This window comes from Siphonobacter sp. (assembly GCF_048595215.1).
Taxonomy (GTDB): domain Bacteria; phylum Bacteroidota; class Bacteroidia; order Cytophagales; family Spirosomataceae; genus Siphonobacter.
Genome location: NZ_JBMDWJ010000341.1, coordinates 1 through 16522, shown reverse-complemented (window position 1 = coordinate 16522; position 16522 = coordinate 1). Strand labels below are relative to the sequence as shown.

At 47.0% G+C, this 16522-nt stretch carries 11 protein-coding genes; 6 read left to right on the top strand and 5 right to left on the bottom strand.

Annotated elements, in window-relative coordinates; genetic code table 11:
- Positions 1 to 703: 703 nt before the first annotated feature.
- From ACOJTG_RS21135 to ACOJTG_RS21125, 3 genes are all read right to left on the bottom strand, one after another.
- On the bottom strand, positions 704 to 2167 hold the full coding sequence (locus ACOJTG_RS21135) for a right-handed parallel beta-helix repeat-containing protein (RefSeq protein ID WP_420155635.1): 1464 nt from the start codon (positions 2165 to 2167) through the stop codon (positions 704 to 706).
- A gap of 151 nt (positions 2168 to 2318) precedes the next feature.
- On the bottom strand, positions 2319 to 3215 hold the full coding sequence (locus ACOJTG_RS21130; protein ID WP_420155634.1) for a glycosyltransferase: 897 nt from the start codon (positions 3213 to 3215) through the stop codon (positions 2319 to 2321).
- Between the two features lie 1885 nt (positions 3216 to 5100).
- Positions 5101 to 5847 carry a WecB/TagA/CpsF family glycosyltransferase gene (locus tag ACOJTG_RS21125; protein WP_420155633.1) on the bottom strand — a complete coding sequence of 249 codons (747 nt, stop codon included), beginning with the start codon at positions 5845 to 5847 and terminating at the stop codon, positions 5101 to 5103.
- A 659-nt stretch (positions 5848 to 6506) separates the two neighbouring features.
- On the opposite strand from ACOJTG_RS21125, the gene ACOJTG_RS21120 reads away from it, so the two are divergent.
- The 4 genes from ACOJTG_RS21120 to ACOJTG_RS21105 all read left to right on the top strand — a co-directional run bounded on the left by ACOJTG_RS21120 (position 6507) and on the right by ACOJTG_RS21105 (position 11840).
- Positions 6507 to 6782, top strand: a complete 276-nt coding sequence (locus tag ACOJTG_RS21120; protein WP_420155632.1) for a hypothetical protein — start codon at positions 6507 to 6509, stop codon at positions 6780 to 6782.
- Between the two features lie 137 nt (positions 6783 to 6919).
- A complete protein-coding gene (locus tag ACOJTG_RS21115; protein ID WP_420155631.1) occupies positions 6920 to 8020 on the top strand; it encodes a DUF2235 domain-containing protein in 1101 nt (366 codons plus the stop codon).
- A 75-nt stretch (positions 8021 to 8095) separates the two neighbouring features.
- Positions 8096 to 9946 carry a DNA/RNA non-specific endonuclease gene (locus tag ACOJTG_RS21110; RefSeq protein ID WP_420155630.1) on the top strand — a complete coding sequence of 617 codons (1851 nt, stop codon included), beginning with the start codon at positions 8096 to 8098 and terminating at the stop codon, positions 9944 to 9946.
- Between the two features lie 67 nt (positions 9947 to 10013).
- Positions 10014 to 11840 (top strand): alpha-amylase family glycosyl hydrolase, encoded by a 1827-nt coding sequence (locus tag ACOJTG_RS21105; protein ID WP_420155629.1) that lies wholly within the window; start codon positions 10014 to 10016, stop codon positions 11838 to 11840.
- Positions 11841 to 11856: 16 nt separating this feature from the next.
- Here the strand turns inward: ACOJTG_RS21105 and ACOJTG_RS21100 are convergent, their stop codons facing one another.
- Complete coding sequence (locus ACOJTG_RS21100) at positions 11857 to 12714, bottom strand: DMT family transporter (protein ID WP_420155628.1); 858 nt, start codon at positions 12712 to 12714, stop codon at positions 11857 to 11859.
- An 8-nt stretch (positions 12715 to 12722) separates the two neighbouring features.
- Positions 12723 to 14048, bottom strand: a complete 1326-nt coding sequence (locus ACOJTG_RS21095; protein ID WP_420155627.1) for an MFS transporter — start codon at positions 14046 to 14048, stop codon at positions 12723 to 12725.
- Between the two features lie 365 nt (positions 14049 to 14413).
- Here ACOJTG_RS21095 and ACOJTG_RS21090 point away from each other — a divergent pair, with 365 nt between their 5' ends.
- Together ACOJTG_RS21090 and ACOJTG_RS21085 are read left to right on the top strand one after the other, a co-directional pair.
- Positions 14414 to 15319, top strand: a complete 906-nt coding sequence (locus ACOJTG_RS21090) for a DUF1338 domain-containing protein (RefSeq protein WP_420155626.1) — start codon at positions 14414 to 14416, stop codon at positions 15317 to 15319.
- 195 nt (positions 15320 to 15514) lie between these two features.
- Positions 15515 to 16072, top strand: coding sequence for a biliverdin-producing heme oxygenase (locus ACOJTG_RS21085; RefSeq protein WP_420155625.1), 558 nt, complete (start codon positions 15515 to 15517; stop codon positions 16070 to 16072).
- Positions 16073 to 16522: the final 450 nt, after the last annotated feature.

Here is a 16522-nt window from a genome sequence, read left to right as displayed (position 1 = left end):
GATAAGGATAATTAGCGGAGTAATGTAATGAAACGGATACTCTTGTTAATGAGCGACTAACGTATTGAGAAAACTCATTTTGCGTTGACAGGAGTACCAAGTTAGTAAAGGATTTGTAAATATACGTTTGTTCGGAGCGGAATGAGCAAACCTTCTAATTAAATTTTCTTTACCACTTAAAAAGGCAAAAAGTTCATGCCAACTTAACTACTATACGTAAGCTTGCCAGTTAATTTAATGTCTAATTAATAAATTGAATTATTCAAAGAATAGACAAAAGGTTAACCTTTAGCAACTTATCACTAATTTTTTTAAAAATGGAGCTTCATTCTCAACTAGCTAACTGTATAAAGATAATAGATTTTTTTACCAATTAATCTTGATTAGTGAAAAATGAATGTAATAACGGGAATAATTATTCCCGTTATTAAGGTATTATTTCTACACTCTTATAAATGTTACAAATAAAGCCAACATAGTCCTATTTATAGTGAGTATGTTAAGTATATACTGTCCGGAATAGATTTATCATTGGATTATAACAATATAATTAATAAAAGTTAACATATTATTCAAGTTTAGTATTACAAATACCAATTTCATTTATAGTAAACAATTGTTCAAAGCCGAGATCGATATTCGTAAAAACACGTCTGTATAGAGTTAAAACACTTTATACAGACGTGTAGAAGAAAGATAAACTTTACTGAACTATCCTACCTGACTCATCCTGGTTGTCAGAAGCTTTATAAGTACCCCCATCAGCACCTTCCATGTATTTTCCTCCCGGACCTTTCGTAAACCGATTGGCAGTCAAAACATGATTAAGCGATTTATTTCCATACGCCATGAACATAGCCTGATTGGCAGAAGCATTACGGTTGGAAATGCTATTATTAGTAAAACGATTGTTGGACGTATTATCGCAGATAATAACCTTACTGGACATACTTTCAATTGTATTATCGTTAAACGATCCACCGTTGGAGGAGTGTGAAATTTCAATCATACCCGTCATATTGAACTTATTATTCGCAAAGGTGAACGTTCCACCATTGTATAAAGCAATTCCTCCCGTACAGCGTCCAACGGTTTCGTTACCCGTAACGGTCATTCCTCCGGTAACACTCCCGTTGCCATTTCCATCATTGGAGCCAATGAAGAACTTATCAAACTTCCCTTCAAATTTATTACTGTTGACTTTTACATTACGCAAAGCACCGGCAATTTCGATACCATACAAACTACAATTTTTAACGGTATTATTTTCAACCGTAATGTTTTCCATGGGCCCCGAGAGGGAAATACCGAAATGACAGTCGTAAAAGGTATTATTACTAACCTCGATATTTTTTCCAACGTATTTGTTGTAATTATCGTGATTAAAAATCTCGCATCCCATACGTCTAGCCCGTACGACATTGTTTTTAACCACAATGTTTTCGGCCGACTTTCCCGCGGGAATTTTCAAGGTTAACCAATTCGTACTATCCTTAGAGTCGTAATCTTTACTCGTGCAATTTTGAATGGTTAAATTAGCCACATTAGGACTATCGATATATATGGTGCCAAACGTACCATTCTCCCGGGTGGTAACATTCCAAGACAAGCCATCAATCACCACATTTTTCAAGTCTATTTTAGGGTCAATGGCATTGGCAAGCGATACATATGTAGCGGGTAATGTAATTAGTACCTTACCCGGATTGGCTTGTAGCTTCATGTTACTCCGCAGCCGTACTGTTGTTCGCTGGCGGTACGATCCATCCGGAATAAATACATCATCGGCTCCATTAACCGCGTTTTGAAGTTCAGGACCGATATCATCATCGGAGGGAAGTACATCAAACCATAGTGCATTTGCAGGACCCGTATATTCGCGTTTGTAACGAATTCCGTGGCTAGTAACCAATGTTACACCTAGGTTATCGGCGGTCTTTCGGTCACCCTGATCTAGATTAAAAAGGCCTTGTTTTCGAGCATCAGTAATATAGATCTGACTCGGTAAAGGCAGTGAGCTAAAATCTCTTAGCTGAGCTATAGTAAGGGTATCCGTCCGTTGTTCAACCGGTTCATTAAAATTGTCATCAGCCTTTTTACAGGAAGCACTGATACAAAAAAGTATCATCAGGGAACATAACCCTGCCATATACGGTAGTTTCTTCATGATTTTTGGATGGGAAATCGGGACCAGTAAATCCTGTTTTTAGGTTGATAATGAGCCGTATATCATCTCATACATTAAGATCCTATACGTAGCTTATACCAAGGGATGACAGATCACGTATGAAAACCCCTGATCCATGGCAGAAAATACCTTAACGCATCCCGGCGTACGTTTTGAGTTTGTTGTAAATGCGAGTGACTACGCTATACTTTTGTAAGGTCTTCTGGTGATAATAAGACGTAGTTTCTACGTGCGGCGAAAGCTTAAATTGGCGTTGTGAACCTTGATCTAGCGTAGTTTTATAGCGGTTGTAGATATTCGTGTGAGTAGCCTCATTTCCAAAGCCAATATTCTGTACCTTAGAAAGAGTTGGGTAAACGGTCAATCCATTCGCTTTAAAACGATTATAACAGAAACGAATATCCCAGGCATCCGAACGTCCTTCCATTTGATCTTCCAGCATTTTTACTAAGTCTGATCCACCCTGATTGAAGGCACGTTGCTGGGATTTATCCTGACTGAATTCAGAATAATCGACTAGTTCCCAATCAATCGATAACCAACGATCCCGCCAAGTTGCCCAACCCCAAGGGCTATGTCTCGGAACAAAATATGATTCGTAGGGATAATCGCTGGGGCGTTCGAAAGGGAATGTATAACCCGCAATTGAATAGATTCTTTTATCGTTTTTGTACTGCGTTAAACTCTGGTTCATGTAATCCAAGAAGTTAGGAGCAGTAATCAAATCGTCTTCTACAATTATGGCCGTTGGGTAGCGGTTCAAAACGTAACTAATCCCCCGAATAATAGAATCAGCACAGCCAATGTTGGATTTAGCATAATCCCGATAAATACTTTTAAAACCAGTAATTTCATCAAGAACTTGATGCACTTCGTACACTTTTGGCCAATCTTCCGCTTTTTTAGGAGCATCCACAAAGATAAATAAATCGCTTTCGGAAGCTAGATGGTTTTTTTGCAAAGCTTCGACGGTAGCTCGTAATTCTCGGGCCCGTTTGTAAGCAAATAAAATTACGGGTGCATTCATGGATATTTGAAAATTTAGGTTGTTTGCTGGGTATATTCCTCGCCCTTATACTGATATTAAAATGTATCTACTAATTCAGTTTCAGTGTGAAATACTGAACTATTGAATACTTGTTTACTAGGTAATTATTTAATTCATACGCATGCGTTAACAATTTACTATCACTCTCGTACTACATCGATCATTAACTTAAAATTTTAGACTAAACTTTTATTTAACAATAAAATCATGTATAAATAGAGTTTATCTATCTATATAAATGCTGATTTATTAGCTATTACAAGAACCATTTACTGTTCTAGTATCTACGTTGAGTATATACTGAATGTCAAGTGTAGAAACTTGGGTTATACCTGACTCTATGTCTCAGCCATTTCCCAACATATTTCATAAATCAGTACCTTAAAAAGGTCAGTTAATATTCTTTTTTAATTCATTTTCTTTAGTGAGTGAAGTTTCATCTAAACGGCTTGGATTAGATGTTTTTGAAAGAGATGACCTTTTGCGTTTATACTGTTTAGAAGTTTTTTGGGGGTCGAGCTTCTTTGGTTCCACCACCGGCAGCATTCTTTTGGGTACACTGGGTACGGAGGTGAGTATAGGTTGAACCTGTGCTTCCTTTTGCTTACACAAGCTTGGGAACCACTCACATTGATGCTGAAAGTAGTATACACTCCAAAAAGCAACCCGCTAACCATTACCAAATAGCCACCAAGAGGTATCTTGGTGAGCGATCCGTTCAAAGTTGCCCAACGACCCATTGGATGAGCGATTAAGACCACTTCTCTGATTTCTGATTCGGCTTGAATAAATAAAGTGGCAAACTGAGGTTTCGAAAATAATTGGTTGCTTAAATACCGTATGTGTATATACGTTATTTTGCTCTGTGCTGTAATCCGCGAGTTTGCTCGGTAATCAGGATGCTCATCGCTTGCTATCTGGAATAGATCGGAGCGGTCGCAGTGGACAGAAATGGATTTAACGGTTTCGTCAGGTTGCACGGTCAGGAGTGCAAACTCAGGTTTCGAAACCTTGACTGGATGAAAGTCAATGACTGTTGTGCTGAGTTCGAGACGAAGTTTGGGCTCAATCGAATAAGGTTTTAGTTGTTGGATTGCAGAGTTATGCAAAGCATCTGTCTGTTGTGAAGAACTTATGGGGGATACCCCCGAATGAGTAGCAGGTAACCACGTAGACTGAACCGAAAAGCTACGAAAGCTATTCGGAACATGTTCATGGGATCGTTTACTCACATAAGGCTTTCGTATAGACATACTTCTTCCGTATTCTTTGAAACAGCCTTTGCTCAAAAGAAGCAATTCTGTCAAAGAGTTTAGTATCGAACATTTCGCAAACGACTGTCCTACTTTTGGCGGAAAAAGTATGGAAAAAAGCGGTTGGTGTTATTTCAGGATATTTACCAGGTTTTGTAGCGGTACACCTAGATAAATACTCAAATTATTAACATACAATAATTATGCCAGCTCAAAATAAACGTATAGTGGGGAAGTTATCTCCCCTAATCGTTCACTTGTTTACTTCAGCACTTCTCATTCGGGTAAAAGTCATCTCAATGGAGCGGAAAAACTGAGACGCCAGGACCATGCACTCTATTCAATGGTTGATTGTTGAAACAATATAACTATTGTACAATGGCTGATTAAAATATAACTAATCTTATGGGCGGTAAGATTACGGGTGTAAAATGAAGAAAACGGCGGTAGATCCTCAGTATGACGGTGTTAAGTTAAAGACTCTAACTAATACTGCCAAATATCTGCCTGTTTTTCTTCGAAAATATACGTTTAACTTTCACAAAATCTCGACGAAAAATGGACTATTTTGAGTTCGTGACAATTATCCGTAAGGCTTGTTTCGCCTCTAGCTAAGAAGCTTTGGGTTGAAGCATTGCCCGCGTAACCAACCAGATATAGGTACTGTTAGTGATGGCGTAACGTTTGAATAGGCGACGGGGCTCAAGCATAAAACGGTAGACCCATTCCAAGCCAGATGCTCGCATCCAGTTAGGTGCCTTGGATTGTAAACCTACCATCATGGGCAAGGCTCCTCCAATACCAATCATGGCGGCCTGAATTTTTCCTTTCATAGCGGCCATCCATCGTTCTTGCTTGGGGCAGCCTAGGGCCACAAAAACGAGTTGGGCTCCACTGCGATTAATCATAGCTGCCGTTTCATCCTCCTCGGTGGATGTTAAAGGTCGGAAGGGAGGACTGTAATAACCCGCTACCTGCAATTTAGGGTGTGTTTTTTTCAAATAACGATCGGTTGCCTCTAGCATTTGGGGCGTTCCTCCGTAGAAGTACACGGAAATACCCTTCTTCTCGGCTTCCGCAATTAAATCAGGCATCAAATCAAGCCCGGCGACCCGTTCCTGATCGTATCCGTGAATGAGTTTAAGTCCCCAGGTAAGGGGCCTTCCGTCGGGAGTAGCCATGTCTGCCTGATTGACCACCTCCGCAAAGGATGCGTCCCGATACGCTTCAACCAGCATGTGTACGTTTGAGACGCAGGTATACGCTGAAGTTCGTTGTTGGGCCATCGCAATCTGACGATCAATGAAACTGGCATAATGACCCGTCGTCAAATCAATACTAATAAGTTTCTTTTTCATGAGATGAGGGTAAACAGCTCAATCCGTACGTTACACAAAAATTTCTGGCGATCCAATCGCTGAGATCACTTGGCTAAATGGGAATTCAACACCCTCGATGACGGATCAGGGGCATTTTCAGCTGCGGCGGTGGCGGCCGACGAAGAGGAATGGAATCCGGTTTGCTCCGGTTAGTTGGCGAATACTTAAACCGACTGCAAGCCCTATTGTTTTTCGAACTGGAAAATAGCGTCCATATAAATGGGCGAATCAGCCAGACCTCAAGGGTACTCTACTAGGGGATTACGGACTGAACAGGCCTGGGGAGGGGCGGAGTAAAGTGCTTGTTCAGTAAGCCCAAAGTAATCTAATACTATTGTAAATACCTACTATTCATAGGTTTAATTTTGTAAGATAAACCTGTTGCGAGTTTAGATTGCTTCGTACATAGCCGTTTTATAAAACGAATATTTCTGGTGATATAAAGTAAAGAAACGTTTGTAAAAGTTTTCAAGGTAGTCATTACTAAAATCAAACGTCCAATCCATTGCTCTCTCGCAATTCCTCTGTTTGTCAACTTCGTCCCTCAAATTAGCGATTGGTCCTCATCCTGGGTGGGCGTTACCTTTGTTGCTACCGGGTAAGGCCCGGTTGATGTTCAACCATAATCAATCAATTCTATGAAAAAGCAACAAAGCGTGTATGCGTTCGGACTAGGCATTCTGGTCTTAAGCCTGGCGGGCTGTTCGAAAAGTGGCCCCGGAGCCACGAATGCCTGCGAAAACCAGGCGGACAAGATAGCGGCCGCCGCCAACGCCTACGTCAGCAATCCGGGTAAAAATACCTGCGAGGCTTACAAAGCTGCAATTAACGATCTTTTCAAAACCTGCCCCACGTATTACACGGGTGTCTCGAAGCAGACGCTGGAGGATTTTAACAATACGCCCTGCCAGTAAAGCAGTTCAACACAATTCCGCAGTATAGGACTGGTTTCGTTTATAAAAGTCCTCAGGATCAAGGCAGGAAAACGAATTTCTATTCATCTTTGGAGGGCAGGGCCATTCAGGTTTCTGCCTGGATACCTTCAACCAATATGCGTAAAAACATCATCATCTGTTGTGATGGAACGGCCAACGAGCTTGACGAGCCGAACCGTACCTCCAACGTTATGCAGTTGTTCTGCCATCTCAAGGATGTCGATTCGCAACAGCAGGTTGCCTATTACGATCCGGGCGTGGGCACACGTGGGTATTCGTTCCTGGATGGCTGGGATCAGATTACGGGCTGGACGGTAGATGAAAACGTAAAGCAGTCCTATGAATTTCTGATGAACTTCTACGAAGCCGGCGACCGTATTTACCTCTTCGGCTTCAGTCGTGGAGCCTATACCGTTCGCGTACTGACGGGACTCCTCGCTAAATGCGGCATACTGCACAAACGAAATACGAATCTCATCGACTACGCTTTTAAAATATTCCGGCGACGGAATAATGAGGGGCAAGCCAAAAACTTCCGGGACATTCTCTCGCGAACCGTAGACGTCCATTTCCTGGGCGTTTGGGATACCGTAAGTACCGTTTTACGAAAAGGATACTTGAGTCCCTTACCCGACTATTTCCGGGATACCATTCTATCGAGTCAGGTGCGGTACGCCTGTCAGGCCCTAGCCATTGATGATCGCCGCCGGAGTCTGTTCAAACCCATTCGCTGGAGTCCGCCCGAGGGATTGAATCGCATGGAGCAAGTGTGGTTTGCCGGAGCCCATTCGGATGTGGGGGGCGGGTACCAATCCGATCCCGATACCAAACGACGCATGGCTAACCTCCCGCTTCGCTGGATGATGAAACGGGCGTACGGGCATGGCCTGCTGCTGAACGATTTTACCGATCTGGAAGGCCTCGCCCGACTCGACGACGCCCTGGCTACCCTGCACTGGCCGCATCGGCGTATGCCCTGGAAACTACTGCCTTTCTTGAACGGGAGCCGTACTATTCCCGCCGCCGAAGAAACACGGGACCAGACGCAACTGCTGTACCCCCGTTTACACGAATCCGTTTTGTATCGCCTGCACCATCCCGCCACTAAGTACCAGCCCGACAATCTGCCCGCCGAGTATGACGTTGTGGACGATGCCGGACGGGTGCTCAGCCAGGTTAGAGTAACCCGACCGTCGGTCCCGCTGGCGGAAGTGTAAACCAATGCTGGCTACTGGAAACAAGCTGCACGTTTGAGCGTTGTAGGAGAGTCGCCTTAACTTTTATCCGATCCCATGGCTCAGCAAAATCAAACAACGTACGCCCCGAACTTCATGGAGAAACTCAAACAGTTTGTCCGGACGCGGGGAGCGGATTATTTATTGGACAAGAACATTTCTTCCATTGGTATAGGGTACAAGTGTGTGGATGGAAAAAGAAGCCGGGAAGTAGTCATTCAGTTTACCGTCGAAACGAAAGTACAGCCAGAAGTGCTGCCTTCGCTTGGTACGATACTCATTCCCGCATCCATCGTGGTGGATGGTCAGGAAGTACCGACCGATGTACTGGAGCGAAGTTTCCAGGCTTCCTTTCTGGTAGTGGACGAACGGGTATCCAACCCCCGCAAAATTCATCTGGATCCCATCGTTCCAGGGATCAGCGTATCGCATCATCAGCTTTCGGCGGGTACCCTCGGGTGCATCGTATACGGACGAACGGACGGAACCCCGTACGTACTAAGCAACTGGCACATTTTGCAGGGTCCGCTGGGACAACTCGGCGATACGATTGTACAGCCGGGGCCGCACGACGATAACCGGATCGAACGCAATCGACTGGGCCGACTGGTACGCTCACACCTGGGAGCTGCGGGAGACTGTGCGATCGCCAGTATCGAAACGCGGAACTTTGATGCTAGCGTTTTTGAACTGGACGTCGTACCGAATCAACTCGGCGAACCCGAATTGGGGGATACAGTCGTGAAGAGCGGACGAACCTCGGGTGTGACACACGGCATCGTGACTCGGGTGCATACGATGGCTAAAATCAACTACGGATTTCCAATCGGGGAGCAGTCGATTGGTGGCTTTGAAATCAGTCTGGATCCGGACCATGCACCCACGGGTGGAGAACTGAGCCAGGCTGGCGATTCAGGGTCCATCTGGCTTTTCAAAACCCCCGAAGGACAACCGAGTCCGATTTTGGCGGGCTTACACTTTGCCGGAGAGTCTTCGGGCAGTCCCGAGCAGTACGCCCTAGCGTGTTACCCACGTTCCATATTTGAGAAGTTGGATATTAGTTTAGTACCGCCCCAGCACGCACTTCCGCCCGAATTGGGATATAATCCTGCTTTTCTCGGGCCGGTGGTGACCGTGCCTGAGCTTTCGACGGATCAGCAACTGGATGCGGTTCTGCTCGGGGATTCCGAAATCATCCCTTATACGCACTTTTCCCTCGCCCTAAGCAAAGCCCGTCGGTTTGCTTACTGGGTAGCCTGGAATATTGATGGGGGAAACCTCAAGAAAATTACGCGTAAAAACCTGAGCTTCGCACTGGACCCCCGCTTGCCCGCCGAATATCAGGTGGGCGACTCGCTGTACGCCAACAATCGTCTGGATCGGGGACATATTGCCCGACGGGCCGATCTGATCTGGGGCACCATGGCCGAAGCTCAGCAAGCCAATAGAGACTCCTTTTTCTTCACCAACATTACTCCGCAAATGGACAATTTCAACCAGAGTTCGCAGGGTGGAATCTGGGGGCAACTGGAAGATGCGGTATTCGAACAAACGGAGGTGGATCACTTAAAAGTAAGTGTCATTGGCGGACCCATTTTCCGAACGGACGACCAGGTCTTTCGCGGCGTAGCCATTCCACGTGAATTTTATAAAATTCTGGCTTATGTAGAAGCGAGTACACTGAAAGTCAGGGCATTCCTGCTCACGCAGAATCTCAATGATTTGTCCTTTCTGAACTTAGATGCCTTTAAAGTGTATCAGGTAAGTCTGACGGAACTTGAGCAACGGGCAGGTTTTACGCTTTCAGACCTTCTGAAAAACGCCGATGATTTTGCCGTGGAGGTGCGTGGGATGCTGGCTCCAGCTGAACGGCAACCCCTGTCGTCGCTTTCGGATATTCAGTGGTAGGAAAAGGAGCGGAAGCATGGCGAAAAAACGAGTAATCATTTCTTAGACCTTCGATACTGATTTGATTATGGAACCGATTCAATCCTTTCGCGAGCTTTCGCTTCCGGCAGTCCTTCGCCCTTCGTACTATCCATCGCCGCTGGCCTGGGAAGATCAGGTGCTGTATTTTCTGTTACTCGACCGATTTTCCGATGGGCAGGAACAGGATTATCTGAACAATGAAGGCCAGCTCGTTACTTCGGGACAAACACCCCGTTTCCAACCCGAAGACGCCGGTAATGCCCTGACGCCCGATGCTGAAGCCTGGCAGCAGGCAGGCGAACGTTTTGTGGGCGGAACGCTCCGTGGACTGAAAAGTAAGATCGGTTATCTGAAACGCCTGGGAATTTCAGCGATCTGGATTAGTCCGGTTTTCAAACAAGTCGCCTCGCAGGAAACGTATCACGGCTACGGAATCCAGAATTTTCTGGAAATTGAACCCCGCTTCGGAACGCAACAGGATTTAATCGAAGTCGTGGAAACGGCCCATGAGCACGGCATCTATGTAATTCTGGATATTATTTTAAACCATTCTGGTGACGTATTTGCCTACGAAACCGGACAACCCGTATACGCCAGCGGTTCCGTTTTTCCGGTACGTGGGTATCGAAATGCGGAGGGGCAGCCTACGTTGCCCTTTGCTCCGCAGCCAGCCGGAGCCTGGCCCGACGGAGCCGTGTGGCCCTCCGAACTACAGCACCCCCAAACCTTTACCCGAAAAGGTAAAATTCAGTATTGGGATCACGATCCGGAATTTCTGGATGGTGACTTCGAATCCCTGAAGGACATTCATCATGGGTACGGACCTCTGGATGCCTACCAGCCTTCCGAGGCACTCCTGCACCTCGCCGAAGCGTATAAATACTGGATTGCCCTGGCGGATCTCGACGGCTTTCGAATCGATACCGTTAAGCACATGGACCTGGGAGCGACCCGGTTTTTCTCTTCGGTCATCCGGGAATTTACCTTGGCAATCGGCAAGGAAAATTTTTACCTGATCGGAGAAATAACGGGCGGTCGTCAGCGGGCATTTACCACGCTGGAACTTACGGGACTCGATGCGGCACTGGGCATCGACGATATTCCCGACAAACTGGAGTACCTGGTAAAAGGATACCGTAATCCAGCGGAATACTTCAGTTTGTTTCGCAATTCAGAACTACTTCAGAAAGAATCCCACAGCTGGTTCCGGAACAAGGTGGTCACCCTGTTCGACGATCACGATCAGGTACGGAAGGGGCCACAAAAGGCTCGTTTTTGTGCCGATGCGACGGGCTCCCGGCAATTACTGGCGGTGATCGGTTTCAATGTTACTTCGCTGGGTATCCCCTGTTTGTACTACGGAACGGAGCAGGCGTTTGACGGACACGGTGGCCACGACCGCTATATCCGGGAGAGTATGTTTGGGGGAGCCTTCGGAGCCTTTCGTAGCAAAGGAGTGCATTTCTTTTGGGAGGATAGCCCCTGGTTTCCTGAAATCAGCAAGCTACTGGCGGTACGTAAACAGGAAATCGCCCTGCGACGCGGTCGGCAGTACCTGCGGGAAATTTCCGGCGATAGTATTCATTTTGGTTACCCGCGTCTTTGGGGAGCGTCTATGCAGTCGGTCGTAGCCTGGTCCCGGATTCTGCATACGCAGGAAGTACTCTGTGCTTTCAATACCGACGTCAATCAAAGCCAAACGGCTTGGGTCACCGTAGATAACGACCTCCATACCACCGGCGACGTACTTACCTGCCTGTACACCACCCATCCAGAGGCTACTTTGACGAGCGTATCTGTAGCAGCCCGTAATGGAAAGGCAGTTCAGCTTACTCTGCCGCCGGGTGGTTTCGTCCTGTATAAAAAGCAGTAGCGATCCTTTCAAAAATTTACTTACGGAAAGTAATGGCGATCCCCGTCAGCAACAGGATTCCTCCCAGCATCATGGAAGCAGAGAGTTGTTCGCCCAGCAGCAGCCACGCTAGGAGGGCGGTTAAAACGGCCTGACTGAGTAAACTAATGGACACCTGCTGAGCGGGAATGTGCGTTAAGGCATAACTGACCGAAAACCAGCCCAGGAGTTGACAAACCAATGACTGCGTCAACAACGATTCCCAAACCAGCGTGGAAAAGCCGTTTAGCTTCTCTCCCCCTAAAAGGCACAAAAACAGCAGGAAGATACTCCCAACCGTCGTCATGCAGGCCATGAAATTGAGGATATTGACGCTTCGCAGTACTCTTTTGCTGAGCATGAGGTAGGCGGCGTAACAAATCCCGGAGAGCAGGCCTAATCCAAATCCTCGATCAAAGGCCAGGTCCGCAAAAAGTTGAAACCCCATGAATAGGACCAGCCCCGCCAGGGCGACCACCACACCCAGCCAGAAAAACCGATTAGGCTTTTGCGGCAGAAACAAAAAAGAAGTCAGCCCTACCCAAATCGGAGACAGATTCGTAAGCAAGCTGGCCTGGGTGGCTGAAGAGTATTGAATGGAGAGATTCCAGGAGGCAATATCTGCCGCAAACAACACGCCGCAGCCGACTAGCGGTTTCCAGAATCGCAGCGTTTCACGCTTCCATTGGTTTCGTCCCAGCACGTAAGGCCAAAGTAGGAGGCTGGCGATACTTAGGCGATAAAAAGCCGCTGTAACCCCGGAAACAGGCGTTACCCGAATTAGAATCGGATAGATACTGATACAGAGAATGCCCGCAAACAACCACAGGCGGGGCGAGGAAAACGTCATACGCATGGATAAACTCAAAAGTGCGAAGCCAACGTGTGATAAGCCCGGGATCGCATCGCCAGCAGGGTAACGATAAAGCCGATGATCCCCGTCAGGGTGAAGACAAGAGCTAGACCGCGGTCCGAGCCGGTACCAAACCAGGATCCCAGCCACTGTACGCCCGCTCCGGTAGTCATGAAAGGAATAAAAATGTACTGGGCAATGGGACCGATCAGTAGGGCTGTAATCGGTGAAGCGGCCTGTTCCAGACTCTGGGAAAAGCCAAACACCCGCCCCAGTCGATCGGGCGGAATGACCTTCTGGACAATGGTCTGTTCGGCGGCTTCTACTACGGGAATCAGACACATGTAGATTAGAAGTCCGACGCTTAGCAGTACAATCGAAGCCTGCAACGTAAAGAAAATGCAGACAAACCACATGATCAGATTGGTGAGAAATAGCGTACGTAACGGCTTGCCACCGAGGCCCTGACGAGCAACAATCAGTCCACCAATAATAAAACCCAGACTCAGAAAACCCCAGAGGATGCCCCAAACCTGTACCGACACCAGCGACAGTCCGTAGGCATCCATCAGGGACATGAATACGCCGCCCAGAAAGTTATTAAAGCAGTTGAAAAAGATCAGCCCGAATAAACCGGGGATTTCCTGAATGATAGCAATGGTATGACGAACGTTAAAACTGACCGGCGGAGCCTCGGCGTGGGCGTGGTTAAGCTCTTGAATCGAAAGCGTAGAAAGGTGCAGAACAACCAGTAACGTCAGGCCAATGGCCAGTACCAGTGTCCAGAACATCCCTAGAAAGCCAATCACCAGACCACTAAAAATGGAAGCGGCCAGGAACGATACGCCATTGGCCGTCCCTACCATCCCATTGGCTTTGTCACGTTGGGATTCGGGAAGAAGAATGGTTACCAGGGTAGAAAGGGCAATGCTGCGGAGGTTCCCAGCGATAGCCCCAATCAAAGCCAGCGTAATAAACACCCAGAGTTGCCAGCTACCGGGGTTCCGAAACGTTGTCTCGGAGGTGGAAAGGTAAATGCCCGCGGCCACAACGTACAACAGCAGCGAACTACTACTCGAAAGGAGCATGGCTAGCTTCTTGGGGTAACGATCCACGAGTGTACCCAGGAAAAAGCCCGTAACGGCGACTGTTCCGGAATAAACTCCTGCCATGATGGAGGTGGTTAATACGGATTTCGTTTCCAGATACACCCAAAAGGTTAGGGCAAACCAGACAAAATTATTGGTTAATGAAGCGGCCAGGGTATTGATCAGAACGGCCAGAAAAGTCTTATTTTGGAGGGGCTGTTCAGATTCCTTTGACTCGGGGGTATTCATGCCGTACATGCATTTAGAGTGGGCAAAGGTACGGTAATCGGTTCAAGTGCAAGCGGGGATTTCCGCCAAACGGCAGGGTGGATTGCGACTTATTTTTCCTGAGGGGTATTTCGAACGACTAGTTCCGTTAACTGGGACCTAAGTATGTTTGGTATGCGGAACTCCATGGCTAGGTTGGCTTGAAATTCGACTTTGGAAACTAAGCAGGGAACTTCTTGCCGGCATTGCTGGCAGTTAATGGATTGGTGGTAAGGGACAAAAGCCTGAGATTGGACTTGACTTCTAAATTGCTTACGGTTGGTAACTGACAAGCCGACCAAGCATACGAAATCTTTTATACCTTTCCCTTTTAATCAAACGCTTCCATGACTGATCAGTCTTCCATCACTCAACAATTGCTTGACCGTCTCTGGGCACGCTACCAGCAACGGGTGCCGTATGCCCAGCATTACGCAGCCTTAGTCCTTGAGAAGGGCGGTCAGGTCGTTAATGACCACTGTGCATTCCGGACGTTCAACACGCGTACCGGTGAACAAACGCCCGGGTTAGAAGCCATCGGTTTTATTCTGGAATGTTTGGGATATCAGAAAATCAGTCCGTACGCATTCCCGACCAAACACCTGAATTCCTGGCATTACCAGCACCCTACGGAGGCTCACTTTCCCAAGTTTTTTGTTACGCAACTCGACGTAACCCAACTTTCCGGGCGGGCTCAGCAGTTACTTTCGGAGGCCGTTGCTCATACGCCGGATTTGCTGGCGGGTACCCCACGGGAATTATTACAGCGATTAAAAGGCCAGCAAGAGCTTGAAGACGAATCGGCGGTAACGCTGGTATCGGCCCTGGAAAATTTCTTCACGCGACCCTGGCCCGCACCTCGTCGCGAAACGGTTTTGACTTTAAACGAAGAATCGCAGTTTGCGGCCTGGACTCTTCTGCACGGGAATGCGGTCAATCACTTCACGGCTTACATCAACTTTCAGCAGGTTCCTGAATGGCCCGATCTGGAAACAACCATTGCGGGTCTACAAGCCGCGGGCATTCCTATGAAAACTCAAATCGAAGGGGAGCGGGGCAGTAAATTACGCCAGTCCTCGACCCAGGCCGTTGACGAGGATTGCCCCGTAACCGAAGCCGATGGCAGTACCGGAACCCTCCGCTGGAGCTATGCCTATTACGAACTGGCCGAGCGGGGTCAGGAAAACGGAGTCTGGTTTGAGGGTTTTCTGGGAGATCAGGCTACTAATCTTTTTGAAATGACGAAACGGTAATTTTAGGACTATTGCTCGGCCGTATCTAAAGGACTAAACTCCGTCTGGGTGAATAACGAAGCTTTAAAAAGGCCGTTTTCGTTTCGGAAGTTTGTACCTGTGCAACCTTTGGGGCAGGAAAGCGGTTACTGGATAAGAACTTTATTCGAAGGAACGCTTAGGTTATCCTTCGATTTGCATGAACGTATACGAAGAATGTTAAGTCTTAGTTTAAAAGAAGATACCCGCACCTCCCATCAGCAACTTGAAAAACAGGTTGTTCAGCGGTTGAAAGCCATCACGAACCAAGCCGATTACGCTGATTTCCTGAAGCATTTCTACGCCTACTTTCACGCGGTTGAACAGGCTATTGCCCCCTATATTACGCCGCAGGTACTACCCGATTACGCGGAACGTCGCCATGCTTCTTTCCTGAAGGCGGATCTGGAAACCCTCGGGAGTACGAGTGACGACTTACCCGCTGCTACGGCTCCGGCCATTGAGACCGCAATACAGGCTTTAGGAGCTTTGTACGTCATGGAAGGTTCTATCATGGGGGGTAGTACTATCGTAAAAATGCTGGAAAAAGTAGGCATTACGCAAGGTGTTTCCTTCTTCTCAGGATATGGTCCAGCTACGGGAAGTATGTGGAAAACCTTTACGGAAGTGCTCAATGCTCAGGGCCGTACCGAAGCGGATAAAGCTCAGGCCGTTGCTACAGCGAACGAGACCTTTACGCGTTTTGGTGACGTATTCGCCGAAAGTCGCGTGTAAAAAGGCAGTATAGACGCTCATTCCTTGTAAACAGGCCGTTGCTAGACATACCAATAGCCGTATTTAAATCGCTTTCCCGGTTTTGACTACGGTCTGTAAAATTTACGAGATTCCCCTTTCAAAGATTATTTGTTCCAAAAGAGGAATTGATACTCAACGCAAGGCCTAAAAAAACGGTGAATGTGCTTCGCCGGTTTTTTAGGCCTTGCGTTACCATGACGATCGATCGAACAGACTCGATCCTTAGCGAGATTAAATTAATGAATCGTCGCTAAGGAAGCAGGTATATGGTAATCGTTTTACGTGGCTTTGCTTATCTTCGCCCATCGTACAAACCTCTAATACTATGTCTCCCCTCTGGAAAGCGGCTTTACCAACGCTGGTTCTTTTGCTAGCTGCAGTAATACCAATGCAGGCTCAGCAAGTCATTCCTCTGTATTCAGGTGCCAT